This is a genomic window from Kitasatospora sp. NPDC094019, assembly GCF_044764505.1.
Lineage (GTDB): Bacteria > Actinomycetota > Actinomycetes > Streptomycetales > Streptomycetaceae > Kitasatospora.
Genome location: NZ_JBIWIF010000005.1, coordinates 312,128 through 324,835 on the forward strand (window position 1 = coordinate 312,128; position 12,708 = coordinate 324,835).

Annotated in this window: 11 protein-coding genes; 2 read left to right on the plus strand and 9 right to left on the minus strand. The window is 72.6% G+C overall.

Features of this window, described 5'->3' with window-relative positions:
- Positions 1–28: 28 nt before the first annotated feature.
- The 5 genes from ACIQ9P_RS13815 to ACIQ9P_RS13835 all read right to left on the minus strand — a co-directional run bounded on the left by ACIQ9P_RS13815 (position 29) and on the right by ACIQ9P_RS13835 (position 4,820).
- Positions 29–616, minus strand: coding sequence for a CGNR zinc finger domain-containing protein (locus ACIQ9P_RS13815; RefSeq protein ID WP_402354603.1), 588 nt, complete (start codon positions 614–616; stop codon positions 29–31).
- Between the two features lie 122 nt (positions 617–738).
- The gene (locus tag ACIQ9P_RS13820; RefSeq protein WP_402354605.1) at positions 739–1,539 is read right to left on the minus strand and encodes an amino acid ABC transporter ATP-binding protein; all 801 of its coding nucleotides are present in this window, start codon (positions 1,537–1,539) and stop codon (positions 739–741) included.
- Positions 1,536–2,486: an amino acid ABC transporter permease gene (locus ACIQ9P_RS13825; RefSeq protein WP_402354607.1), complete on the minus strand. Its 951-nt coding sequence runs from the start codon at positions 2,484–2,486 to the stop codon at positions 1,536–1,538. Before ACIQ9P_RS13825 ends, ACIQ9P_RS13820 begins: the two co-directional genes overlap by 4 nt.
- A gap of 58 nt (positions 2,487–2,544) precedes the next feature.
- Positions 2,545–3,480 (minus strand): ABC transporter substrate-binding protein, encoded by a 936-nt coding sequence (locus tag ACIQ9P_RS13830; RefSeq protein ID WP_402354609.1) that lies wholly within the window; start codon positions 3,478–3,480, stop codon positions 2,545–2,547.
- 416 nt (positions 3,481–3,896) lie between these two features.
- Positions 3,897–4,820 (minus strand): ABC transporter substrate-binding protein, encoded by a 924-nt coding sequence (locus ACIQ9P_RS13835; RefSeq protein WP_402354611.1) that lies wholly within the window; start codon positions 4,818–4,820, stop codon positions 3,897–3,899.
- Between the two features lie 623 nt (positions 4,821–5,443).
- Between ACIQ9P_RS13835 and ACIQ9P_RS13840 the strand changes: the two genes are divergently transcribed.
- Together ACIQ9P_RS13840 and ACIQ9P_RS13845 are read left to right on the plus strand one after the other, a co-directional pair.
- Complete coding sequence (locus ACIQ9P_RS13840) at positions 5,444–6,640, plus strand: NADP-dependent malic enzyme (protein ID WP_402354613.1); 1,197 nt, start codon at positions 5,444–5,446, stop codon at positions 6,638–6,640.
- Positions 6,641–6,754: 114 nt separating this feature from the next.
- Positions 6,755–7,720, plus strand: a complete 966-nt coding sequence (locus ACIQ9P_RS13845) for a zinc-binding dehydrogenase (RefSeq protein WP_402354614.1) — start codon at positions 6,755–6,757, stop codon at positions 7,718–7,720.
- Between the two features lie 118 nt (positions 7,721–7,838).
- On the opposite strand, the gene ACIQ9P_RS13850 is transcribed toward ACIQ9P_RS13845, so the two are convergent.
- The 4 genes from ACIQ9P_RS13850 to ACIQ9P_RS13865 all read right to left on the minus strand — a co-directional run bounded on the left by ACIQ9P_RS13850 (position 7,839) and on the right by ACIQ9P_RS13865 (position 12,310).
- Entirely contained in the window at positions 7,839–8,909 is a 1,071-nt protein-coding gene (locus tag ACIQ9P_RS13850; protein WP_402354616.1) for a helix-turn-helix transcriptional regulator, read from the minus strand.
- Between the two features lies 1 nt (position 8,910).
- Positions 8,911–9,825, minus strand: a complete 915-nt coding sequence (locus ACIQ9P_RS13855; RefSeq protein WP_402354618.1) for a DUF4097 family beta strand repeat-containing protein — start codon at positions 9,823–9,825, stop codon at positions 8,911–8,913.
- A gap of 206 nt (positions 9,826–10,031) precedes the next feature.
- A complete protein-coding gene (locus ACIQ9P_RS13860; protein WP_030392846.1) occupies positions 10,032–10,211 on the minus strand; it encodes a DUF6104 family protein in 180 nt (59 codons plus the stop codon).
- A gap of 47 nt (positions 10,212–10,258) precedes the next feature.
- Positions 10,259–12,310 (minus strand): serine/threonine-protein kinase, encoded by a 2,052-nt coding sequence (locus ACIQ9P_RS13865; RefSeq protein WP_402354620.1) that lies wholly within the window; start codon positions 12,308–12,310, stop codon positions 10,259–10,261.
- Between the last annotated feature and the right edge of the window lie 398 nt (positions 12,311–12,708).

Below are 12,708 nucleotides of genomic sequence, written 5' to 3' on the forward strand. Positions count from 1 at the left end.
CCGGGGGGCCGAAAGGCCGGGGCCGGACCTAGCGCCCGGCGGCCGCGGCCTCCTGGGCCTCCAGGCGCTTGCGGGCCCGGTAGGCGGCGACATTGGCGCGGGTGGCGCAGCGGTCCGAGCAGTAGCGGCGGGACCGGTTGGTCGAGGTGTCCAGATAGGCGTTGCGGCAGGGCGCGGCCTGGCAGATCCCGAGCCGGTCGGCGCCCAGCTCGGTCAGGTGGACGGCCAGACCCATGCAGGCGACGGCGCTGTAGTGCGCGGTGGCGGTCGGCGAGTTGTCGGCGAGGTGCAGGTGCCAGCGCGGTCGGCCGGCCTCGTCGAGGTAGTCGTGCCCGGAGACCAGCGGGCTGACCGGGAACTCCATCAGCAGGCTGTTCAGCAGGTCGACGCTGCGCACCTCCTCGTCCTCGGCGGCGGCCTCGAAGACCCCGCGCAGCCGGGTACGGACGGCCCGCAGCCGGGGCAGGTCGGATTCGTCGGCGAGGTCACGGGCCCGGGAGGAGTCCGAGAACAGGGCGCGCACCGCGTCCACCGAGGTCAGCGAGTCGGTGCCGCGCCCGGGTTCCTCGGTGTTCACCAGCCGGACGGCCAGATCGGCGTACGAGGCGAGCTCCACGGTGGTCCTTCCAGAAAGCGGTAACGGGCTGATTGCCTCCAGCCTATTACCCGTGGGGCGAAAGCGGGAAAAGCGGCGGCGCCCGGCAGGACCGACCTGCCGGGCGCCGCCGAGGGTCGCGCTCAGAGCACCTTGGAGAGGAAGGCGCGGGTGCGCTCGTGCTGCGGGTTGCTGAGGACGTCGCGGGGGGTGCCGGACTCGACCACCACACCACCGTCCATGAACACCAGCGCGTCGCCGACCTCGCGGGCGAAGCCCATCTCGTGGGTCACCACGATCATGGTCATGCCCTCCTCGGCGAGCCCGCGCATGACGTCGAGGACCTCGCCGACCAGCTCGGGGTCGAGCGCCGAGGTCGGCTCGTCGAAGAGCATCAGCTTGGGCTTCATCGCGAGCGCCCGGGCGATCGCCACCCGCTGCTGCTGGCCGCCGGAGAGCTGGGAGGGGTAGTTCCCGCTCTTGTCGGACAGGCCGACCCGCTCCAGCAGGGCCATGGCGCGCTCCCTGGCCTCGGACCTGGACTCGCGCTTGACCTGGACCGGCGCCTCCATCACGTTCTCCACCGCGGTCATGTGCGGGAAGAGGTTGAAGCGCTGGAACACCATGCCGATGTCCCGCCGCTTGAGCGCGACCTCGCGGTCCTTCAGCTCGTGGAGCTTGTCGCCCCGCTGCCGGTAGCCGACCATCTCGCCGTCCACCCAGAGGCGGCCGCCGTTGATCTTCTCCAGGTGGTTGATGCAGCGCAGGAAGGTGGACTTGCCGGAGCCGGACGGGCCGACCAGGCAGAACACCTCGCTCTGCTTGACCTCCAGGTCGATGCCCTTGAGCACCTCGACCAGGCCGTACGACTTACGGACGCCCTCGGACTTCACCATCGGCCCGCCGATGGGGGCGTCGGCGGGGGTCTTGGTCAGGTCGGTCATACGTGACCGCCTCCCTCGAGTCCGGGGACCACGTCGTTCTTGGCCTTCGGGGTGGGCCTGCCGCCGAAGAGCAGCCGCAGCCGCTGGATCGGCGTGGGCGGCAGGGTCCGGTTCGCACCACGAGCGTAGTGCCGCTCGATGTAGTACTGCCCCACGGTGAGGATCGAGGTCATGAGCAGGTAGTAGATGCTGACCGCGACCAGGACCGGGATGGTCTGGAAGGTCCGCGAGTAGATGTCGTGACCGGCGGTGAACAGCTCGGCCAGCGAGATGACCTGGACCAGCGAGGTGGTCTTCAGCATCGAGATGGTCTCGTTGCCGGTCGGCGGGATGATCACCCGCATCGCCTGCGGGAGCACGATCCGGCGCAGCGTGGCCGCGCGGCTCATGCCCAGCGCGTGGGCGGCCTCGCTCTGTCCCTCGTCCACGGACTGGATGCCGCCGCGCACGATCTCCGCCATGTACGCGGCCTCGTTGAGACCGAGGCCCAGCAGCGCGGCGGTGAAGGTCGGGATCAGGGTGTTGGTCGACTCGGACCAGAACTCGGTTCCGAACGGGATGCCGATCGAGAGCCTCGGCCACAGGGCGCCCAGGAAGTTCCAGAACACCAGCTGCACCAGTACGGGGGTGCCGCGGAAGATCCAGATGTAGAACCAGGCGGTGCCCGACAGCAGCGGGTTCGGCGAGAGCCGCATGATCGCGAGGAGCACACCGCCGACCACGCCCATCAGCATGGACAGCGCGGTCAGCTCCAGCGTCACGCCGATGCCGTGGATGATCTGCTCGTTGGTGAGCGTGTCTCTGACGACGTCCCACTGGAACGCGGGGTTGAAGATCAGGGCGTGGAGCAGCATCGCCGCCAGGACGACGATGACTACTGCTCCGGCCCAGCGTCCGGGGTGGCGCACCGGGACGGCCTTGATGGTCTCAGGCCGTCCCGATTTCACCGCCCCCTGCTCGGAAGATTTCACCTTGGGGCCTCAGGGAGTGTGGTGGTGCGGAGGATCAGCTCTTGGCGGCGTTGATCTCGGACTTGTCGATCGCGCCGGCCTCGACGCCCCACTTCGCCAGGATCTGCTTGTAGGTGCCGTCGGCGATCAGCGACTGGACGGCGCCCTGGACGGCCTGGGCCAGCGGGGAGCCCTTGTCGACGACGACGCCGTAGGGTGCGCTGTCGTAGGTGTCGCCGAGCTTCTCCAGCTGGCCGTTGGTCTGCTTGATCGCGTAGTCGACGACCGGGGAGTCGGCCATCATCACCTGGTCGCGGCCGGAGACCAGCGCGGTGGTCACGTCCGTCTGGAGGGTGAACTTGTCGCCGTCGTTGGGGATCGTCGGCTTGCCGGCCTTGGTGCACTCCGGGTTGCGGACGTCGGTGATCTCCTGGGCCTGCGTGGTGCCGGTCTGGACGGCGACCTTCTTGCCGCAGAGGTCCTTGGGGTCGATCTTGTCCGGGTTGCCCTTCTTCACCGCGATGGCGCTGCCCGCGGTGAAGTAGCTGACCATGTCGACGGTCTGCTCGCGCTCCTTGGTGTCGGTGAAGGAGCTCATGCCGAGCTGGTACTTCTTCGCCGTGATGCCCGGGATGATCGAGGTGAAGTCGGCGTTCTGCACATCGGCGTTGAGGCCGAGCTTCTTGGCGATCGCGCCGGCCAGGTCGACGTCGAGGCCGACGATGTTGCCCTTGTCGTCCTTGAACTCGTTGGGCGCGTAGGAGGCGTCGGCGGCGACGATCAGCTTGCCGGAGGACTTGATGTCGGCGGGGACGAGCCCGGCGAGCGCGGGGTCGGCGGACACGGCGGCGACGCTGGCGCCGGGGTTGGCCGCGCTGCTCCCGCCGCTGGAGGAGGACTTGCTGCTGCCGCAGGCGGTCAGCACGAGCGACGCGGACGCGAGCACCGCCGCTGAGGCGAGGAGGCGGGTGCGCTGGGTACGGGCGATCATGGGGGATCTCCTCCTGAGGGAGAGGTCGGACGGGCGCGCCGCGAGGGAGCGGTACGCCGGAGCAGCAGGCCGTACGGCGCTGTACGGCCGGGCAGGGAGAACACGCAGGGTGGTACCGGGTACTGCTCTCCGCCACCGTCCGCCGAGGTGGGCGTTGACCGAACCGCCTCGACCAGTGGCCGGCTCGATCCGAGATGGGGGGAATCCTGCCATCTGATGACGCTCGGGTGGCCCTCATTCAGATCAAAATCGGATAACGGGGGGCCGCACTGTCCGCTATTCGGACGAATACCGTGTCCCTGTCACCCTGCGTATAAGTATGCAGATCTCCCTGCGGTCCGCCCGGAGGCCCGGCCGCGCACTCGCCCGATCGTGCGCCCGCTCCGCGGCGGTCCGAACCTCCGTCGGGACCCGGCTCAGATGCCTCCGTTGACCACCGCGTTCTGGGCCGCGCCGGCGGTGACGTTCCACTTGGCGAGGATCCTGTCGTACTCGCCGCTGCGGATCAGCTGGTCGATCGCCCTGGCCAGGACGTCGCGCAGCTCGCTGTCCTCCTTGCGCAGCGCGATCCCGTACGGGTTGGAGCGGGACTGCGAACCGGTCACCTCGAAGCGGTTGCCGCCGTCGGTGTTCTTCGCCGCGTAGGCGGCCACCGGGAAGTCGTTCAGGCCCGCCTGCGCCGTGCCGGCGGCGACCTCGGCCAGGGCCTTGGCGTCGCTGTCGAACTTGTGGACGGCCAGCGGCTTGTTGGCGCGGGTGCAGGCGGCCACCTGGCGGGCGACGATCTCGTCCTGGGTGGTGCCGTTCTGCACCGCGACAGTCCGGCCGCAGAGGTCGTCCAGGCCGTGGATGCCCTTGGGGTTGCCCTTCGGCACCACGATCGAGGTGCCGGCGATGAAGTAGTCGACGAAGTCCACGGCGAGGCCGGTCGGCTTGCCGGCCTCGTCCACGCCGTCCCGGCGCTGGCGGATGTCGCTGAGCGCAGACATCGCGACGTCGTACTGCTTGTGGTGGAGATTCGGCACGAGCTTGTCGAAGGGGGTGTCGACGTACTCGATCCGCAGGTCCAGGATCCGGCCGAGGGCGGCGGCGATGTCCGGGTCCAGTCCGTCGGGCTTGCCGTCGGCGCCCCGGAACTCCACCGGCGGGTAGTTGACGTCCATCCCTATCCGCAGCACCTTGCCCGACTGCTGGGCGCCCGGGATCTTCGCCCGGAGCTGCTGGAGCGGGTCCTCGGCGACCGCCTTGTCCCCGCCGCAGCCGGTCAGCAGCAGCGTTCCGGTGGTGGCGAGGGCGAGTGCGGCGGTGGCCCGGCGGCGGGACTGGGCACGGTGGTGCATCGGTTGCTCCTGAGGGAGGGAGGGGGAGGCGCCGCGGCATCCCGGAGGTGGACGCGAGATGGCGGAACAACGGATCCTCCCATCCCGACCTGCCGCGTCCGTGGGCGGGTGTGTCAGAATTCGGTACCGGGTGACCCCCGACGCTCGAACCGGACCGCCGGGCCGCAACAGGCCCGGGGTGCACAGGAACGGAAGTCCAGAACGTCGACTCCGTATCCGGCGGCACCGGCCTCCACACCGTGTCCGTGTTCACCCCCGCGGGTGTGCGTACGTGTGCGTCCTTGCCGCGGCCGGGGTCCGGTTCTCATGGTTCCTGGTGCCCACAGGTGGCCGTGAGGCGCATGACAACCATGTGACTTGGACGAAAAGGCATGGGTGCGATGCCCTCGTCCGACCTACGCTCGGCCCGGAAGCACAGCGCGGACCACACGCGGACAACTCCATAAACCCTCATTTCGAGGCGCTCGTCCGACGGCGGCGCCCCGACCCAGCCTTCCCCCGGGGGCGCTTCGGCGTTTCCGGGTTCCGCTGACCGGCCGCCGGTCACCGGATGCCGGGAACCGGCCGGGTCGTCCGCCCCGTCGGCCGCGTGTCCTCGCTCGATCAATGACGAAGAGGTCATCGTGGCAGCGGAGATCATCCACAGCAGTACTCAGGACACCGACGATCCGGTCGACGCCGTGTTCGCGCTCCACCGCGGCGGCAAGATGGAGATCCGGGCGACCGTCCCGGTGCGCGACGCGGACGACCTGTCCCTCGCCTACACCCCCGGTGTCGCCCGGGTCTGCACGGCCATCGCCGAGCAGCCCGAGCTCGTGAACGACTACACCTGGAAGGCCAACACGGTGGCCGTGGTCACCGACGGCACCGCCGTGCTCGGTCTCGGCGACATCGGCCCCGAGGCGTCGCTGCCCGTCATGGAGGGCAAGGCGATCCTGTTCAAGCAGTTCGGCGGCGTGGACGCGGTGCCGATCGCGCTCGCCTGCACCGACGTCGACGAGATCGTCGAGACCGTGGTCCGGCTGGCCCCGTCCTTCGGCGGCGTCAACCTGGAGGACATCTCCGCCCCGCGCTGCTTCGAGATCGAGCGCCGGCTCCAGGAGGCCCTGGACATCCCGATCTTCCACGACGACCAGCACGGCACCGCGATCGTCACCACCGCCGCGCTCTGGAACGCGGCCAAGGTGACCGGCCGCGAGATCGGCTCGCTGCGCGCCGTCATCTCCGGCGCCGGCGCGGCCGGCATCGCCATCGCCAAGATGCTGCTGGCGGCCGGCATCGGCGACGTGGCCGTGTGCGACCGCAAGGGCGTGGTGCACCAGGGCCGCGAGGACCTGACCGACGTCAAGGCGGAGATCGCCGGGCTGACCAACCGGACCGGCCGCAAGGGGACCCTGGCCGACGCGATGGCCGGCGCCGACGTCTTCATCGGCGTCTCCGGCGGCACCGTGCCGGAGGAGGTCGTCGCGACCATGGCCGAGGGCGCGTTCGTCTTCGCCATGGCCAACCCCAATCCGGAGATCCACCCCGAGGTCGCGCACAAGTACGCCGCCGTGGTGGCCACCGGGCGCAGCGACTTCCCGAACCAGATCAACAACGTGCTGGCGTTCCCGGGCATCTTCGCCGGCGCGCTGCAGGTCCGGGCCACCCGGATCACCGAGGGCATGAAGCTGGCCGCCGCCAAGGCGCTGGCCGGCGTGGTGGCCGACGAGCTGACGCCGCAGAAGGTCATCCCCTCGCCGTTCGACGAGCGGGTCGCCCCGGCCGTCACCAAGGCCGTCGCCGAGGCCGCCCGCGCCGAGGGCGTCGCCCGCCGCTGACCTGACGGACCCCCGGCCGGTCCGAGGGAACGAGCAACCCCGCCCGGGCCCGGGACACGCGTCACACTCACGCGTTGTTCCGGGCCCGGGGGCGTTCTGGCTATCGTCCGGTGCATGTTTGCTGCCTACGCCGCACGAATCGACGCCGACGACCCGCTGAGCGGGCTGGAGTTGGGCGAACGCCCCGAACCCGTGGCCCGGCCGGGCTGGAGCGTGGTCACGGTCCGGGCCGCCAGCCTGAACCACCACGACCTCTGGTCGCTGCGCGGGGTCGGGCTGCCCGCCGGGAAGCTCCCGATGATCCTCGGCTGCGACGCCGCCGGCGTCGACGAGCACGGCAACGAGGTGGTCCTGCACTCCGTGATCGGCCAGACCGGGCACGGGGTCGGTCCGGACGAGCCGCGCTCGATCCTGACCGAGCGCTACCAGGGCACCTTCGCCCGGCAGGTGGCCGTCCCGACCTGGAACCTGCTGCCCAAGCCCGCCGGGCTCTCCTTCGAGGAGGCCGCCTGCCTGCCCACGGCCTGGCTGACGGCCTATCGGATGCTCTTCACCAATGCCGGGGTGAAGCCCGGCGACACGGTGCTGGTGCAGGGCGCCGGCGGCGGGGTGTCGACCGCGCTGGTGGTGCTCGCCAAGGCGGCCGGCCTGCGGGTCTGGGTCACCGGCCGGGACGAGGCGAAGCGGGCCCGGGCGGTGGAGGAGCTCGGCGCCGACGCGGCGTTCCCGAGCGGGGCCAGGCTGCCCGAGCGGGTGGACGCGGTGATGGAGACGGTCGGCGCCGCGACCTGGTCGCACTCGGTGAAGGCGCTGCGCCCGGGCGGCACGATCGTCATCTCCGGGGCCACCTCGGGCCCCAGCCCGGCGGCGGCCGAACTGAACCGGATCTTCTTCCTGGAGCTGCGGGTGGTCGGCTCGACCATGGGGACCAAGGAGGAGCTGGCCGGGCTGCTGTCGTTCTGCGCCACCACCGGGATCCGGCCGGTGATCGACTCGGTGCTGCCGCTGGAGGCGGCGCCGGAGGCGCTCGCCCGGCTGGCCAAGGGCGAGGTCTTCGGCAAGCTCGTCCTGACGCCGTGACCCGGTGAACGCGTGTACCCCGTGAACCCGTGACGCGCCCGAGCCCGGCTCCCTGTGCGGGGAGCCGGGCGGTGGGGTTCGCGGGCGGGGTTCCGGGGCCGGGAGCCGGCGCCGGGGCTCAGCCCAGCAGGCGCTTCAGCCGCTCCCCGGCGGTGCCGAGGACGGCGCGGGCCTCGGCCAGCCGGGCGGGGCTCACCCCGCCGTCCCTGGCCGCGTCGCGGACCTGGTCGCGGAAGCGGTCGAGCAGCCGCTCCAGCTCCCGGGCCGGTTCGCCGGCCGGGTCGACGGCGGCCCACCCGGGCAGCTCGGCCGCGACCGCGTCGGCCGGCCCGTCCTTGTCCAGGTCGATCCGGGTGACGGTGACCCGCTCGGCGCCCGGGTCCTCCTTCGTCTCCCCGGGCTGGCCCCAGCGGGCCGCGTCGGCCAGCCCGGCCAGGCCCTTGGTCAGCTCGGAGAGCCCTTCGGCCAGCCCGGTCGGCCAGTCGCCGCGCGCCGCGTGCTCGCGGACCTGCTGCTCCACCCGGCGCTTGATCCGCAGCGCCTCCTGCTGGGCCGCGGTCCGGGCCGCCCGGGACTGCTCGCGCAGCCGGCGGGCCTCCTCCTCGGCGGCCTTCGCCTTGGCCTTGGCGGCCTTCTCCTGCTCCTTGGCGCGCTTCGCCTGCTCCTTGGCCTGCCGCTTGAAGGCGGCGAACTCCTCCTTGGCGCGCTGCCAGGCGGCCTGGTCGCCCCACGGGCCGGCCCACGGGTTCCCGGCGTTCTCCTGGCCCTCGCCCTGCTCGCCGGAGTCCGGGGTGCCGCGCCGCGCCTGTTCGGCCGCCGCGCCCCAGAGCTGCTCGCGCAAGTCCTGGGCGCTGTCCCGGACGTCCTCGCGGATCGCCCCGGCGAGCTGGGTCACCGAGTCGTGGATCTCCAGCTCCAGCTCGTCCAGCTCGCCCTGCCGGGTCGCGAGTTCGGCGCGCCCCGCGTCGGTGAGCCGGTAGACCTTGCGGCCGCCCTCGGTGCTGTGGGCGACCAGTCCCTCCTGCTCCAGCTTGGCGAGCCGGGGGTAGACGGTGCCGGCCGAGGGCGCGTACAGGCCCTGGAAGCGCTCCTCCAGCAGCCGGATGACCTCGTAGCCGTGGCGCGGGGCCTCGTCGAGCAGCTTGAGCAGGTAGAGCCGGAGCCGGCCGTGGCCGAAGACGGGGGTCATGTCAGACCTCCTTGGTGAGGTCGGGGCCGGTGCCGGGGGCCTCGGGGGCGGGCAGCTCACGGGCGGCCTTGGTGTCGTCCTCGGCCTCGGGCCGCTGGAGGACGGTGACCGCGCCGGAGACGGTGGTGACCGAGAGGCTGCCGCTGCCGTCGCCGAGCTGGCCGGAGAGGCGCTTGGTGCCCCAGGCGCCGGCCACGGTGAGCTCCTCGAAGCCGGAGGAGAGGTCGCCGCTGGTGGTGCCGGCTTCGACCTTGGTGTCGGTCAGCCGGGGCAGCCGGACGCCGACGGCGCCGCTGACCGTGTTGACCTTGACCTGCGCCGGGGTGGCGGCCGCGAGGTCCAGGGTGACCGCGCCGGTGACGGCGTTGGCGCTCACCTTCTCGGCGGTGCCGGCGAGCACGGTGAGCCGGCCGGAGACGGTGTTCAGCCGCAGCTGCCCGGCCACCGACTGGGCGTCGACGTCGCCGGTGACGGTACTGGCGTCGGTCCGCCCGGCCAGGCCGACCAGGGTGATGTCGGCGTTGGCGGTCTGGGTCGAGACGTGCTCGGTGAAGCCGGAGACCGTCGTCGCGGCGGAGACGGTGCCGACCTTGACCTCGGTGCCGGCCGGGACGGTCACGGTGACGGCGGCGGTCCGCTTGCGCTTGAAGGAGGAGAAGAAGCCCTTCACCGACTCGACCGACTTGAGCACGTCGCCGAACTCGTTCCAGCTGCTGAGGTCCTTGTAGGTGACGGTGAGGACGCCGTCGACCAGGGTGACGTGCAGCGGCTCGCCCTTGAGCGCGGTGACCTCCAGCAGGGCGGGGCCCTCGGCGGCGACCACGTTGACCGTGCCGTCGATGGTCCGCACCTGGAGCGTCCGGACCGTCTCCTCGATGGTGATCCTGTCGGGTCCTTCGACCGTCCACTGGCTCATCTCTGCCGCCTCCCGTTGGTGACTCGCGATGTATCGCGTCCTCTTCCAAAGACGATATATCGCGTGACGGCGAAGTCAAGGGAGTCCGACCCCGAGACCGACCCGGACCGGACCCGGAGCGGACCCCGGGATCCGCCCCTACGGGAGCATGCGTGAGGGCCCGGAGGCGGTTGCCTCCGGGCCCTCACGACCGGCGTTTCACCAGGTCACTCGTCGTCCTCGTCGTCGAGCCGGGCCAGCCAGGTGGCCAGCCGCTCGACCGGGACCTCGAAGTCCGGGTTGAGGTCGACGAACTCGCGCAGGCGCTCGGCCAGCCACTCGAAGGTGACCTCCTCGTCGCCGCGGCGGCTCGCCAGCTCCTCGATGCCTCGGTCGGTGAAGTACACGGTTCGCTCCGGTCCGGTGGGGATTCGACCTCGTCAGGATAGACGGGTCAGCTGGCGCGCCAGGTGCTCACGGTGAGCTTCACCGCGCCGGTGCTGACGTCGGCGACCTCGACCACCGCGACGGCGATGTTGCGGGTGATCCGGTCCCGGACGCAGAGCAGGCGGCCCGGCGAGACCCGGTTGAAGGAGAGGTCGGTGTCCGGCCGGGAGTCGATCGCGACGGCGCACTGGTCGGGCGTCACGGTGGACTCGGTGATCACCGCGAAGTCGGACTTGTTGTCGCCCGCGGTGACGAAGGAGTTGGCCTTGCTGCTGCTGCCGGTCGCGTTCAGGCCCAGGCCCCACTTGAGGTCGTTGCCGCGCGGCACCACCGTCCCGGCGTCCAGGTCGATCCGGTAGGAGTCGTAGTAGGCGTCGGTACCGGGGATCGACAGCGGCTTCTGCACCAGCAGCGGGGAGTACCCGGTCGGCCGGGCCGGCGCGGTCACACCGGGGCCGGACGTGGCGGAGGGCGCCGAGGTCACCGCCCCGGAGGAGGAGCCGGAGGACTTGGCCGAGGACGGGGTGGGCTCCGTCGAGGGGGTGGTCGCGGGGGTGGTCGCCGCCGCCGCGGCGCTGCCCGCCGGCGGTGCGGCCGGCTGGGAGCTCCCCGCGTCCGAGCTCGACCGGGGCGCGGAGTTGTTCCGGTTGTCGTCCTTGTTGAACTTGGCCATCAGCGCGACCCCGCCGGCCGTGCCGCCGACCGCCATCACCAGGGCGACCGTCAGCAGCACCTTCCAGGAGACACCGCCCTTGCTGCGGGCCTTCGCGGGCGCCGGCGCCGGGCTGTCGGTGACCACCGGGCCGGGCGGCGGGGTGTCGTAGGACGGCGGTTCCGGCCGCAGCTGGACGGTGGGCGGGGTGCCGGGCAGCGGTCCGGTGGGGCTCTCGGTGGGCGGCTGCGGGGCGCCGTACGCGCCGAGCGGCGGCGGGACGAAGCCGGGCGGCGCGGCGTCCGGCCGGACCGGGCCGAACCCGGGCGGCGGCGGGCCGAAGGACGGCGCGGTGGCCGCGTGGGTGGCGGGCGCCGCGGTGGGCGGCGGCGGGGTCAGCGGGGACGGCCCGGTCGGCGGCCCCGAGGGCGGCGGAGGCGCCGCCGGCAGCGGGGTGGGCGGGGTCCGGGGCAGGTCCGAGCGGCGGGTGATCTCGGTGTTGACCTGCCGGGGCAGCCAGTCGTCGGCGAAGCGCAGCTGGCCGCCGACGCTCGGGTGGTTCCGGGCGACCTCGATGATCTCGGCCGGCCGGGGCCGGTCCTCCGGGGACTTCGCGAGGCAGCGCAGCACCAGCTCGCGCAGGTCGGCCGGCACGGCCTCCAGATCGGGCTGCTCGTGCACCACCCGGTAGAGCACGGCGGTGTCCGGGCCGTCGCCGAACGGCGCGCTGCCGGCGGCCACGTACGCGGCCAGCGCGCCGAGCGCGAACACGTCGGTGGCGGGGGTGACCGGGCGGCCCTGGGCCTGCTCCGGGGACATGAAGGCGGGCGAGCCGATCCGGTAGCCGGTGCCGGTCAGCGCGGTGGCGTCGGCGGCCCGGGCGATACCGAAGTCGATCACCCGCGGGCCGTCGCCGGCCACCAGCACATTGGCCGGCTTGAGGTCGCGGTGGACCACCTCGACGCTGTGGATGGCCTGCAGCGCCTCGGCGATGCCGCCCATCAGCAGCAGCACGGTGCGCACCGGCAGCGCGCCGTTCTCGCGGACCACCTGCTGCAGCGACGGCCCGGGAACGTAGGCGGTGACCAGCCACGGCGCGTCCGAGTCCAGCCCGCCGGAGTCGATCACCTGGGCGGTGTAGAGGCCGTGGATGCGCTGGGCGTTGGAGACCTCCTGGGCGAACCGGCGGCGGAACTCGCCGTCCTCGGCGAACTCCGGGCGGACCACCTTGAGCGCCACCGGCCGGCCGCCGGGGGTGTAGGAGAGGTAGACCCGGCCCATGCCGCCGGCCCCGAGCCGGGCGAACAGCCGGTAGCCGCCCACCTCTCTGGGGTCGTCGGGAAGCAGCGGCTGGAAGACCGGCGGGAGGGGTGAGGCGGCGGCGTCCCGTGGCGTGTCGGCGGTCATGCGGTTCTGTCCCCCTGGGAGAGCGGTGAGGTCCACCGAGCTCCGGCGGCGGGTGCGACGACGGGCACCCGGCCGACGGTCCGGCGAGCACAACCTACCGACCCGTCAGCTGCTCGCGCAGGTCGGTGCCGCTTTGGTTGCAGAGCTGGGACCTTCGCACACGGCGCGGGGACGGCGCCGTGACGGCCCGGAAGGGCGGTGCGGGGGCGGTGCGGGGGCTGAGCGGGGCGATCCGGACCCCGGCCGGTGCCCGGCCCGGGTCCGGGAACGGCGGCGGGCCCCCGCCCCCCCGGGGGCGGGGGGGCGGGGGGGGCCCCCCGGGGCGCCGCCCCCCCGGGGGGGCCCGGGGGGCCGGGGGGGGGGCGCCGGGCCCCCCCCCCCCCCCCCCCCCCCGCGCC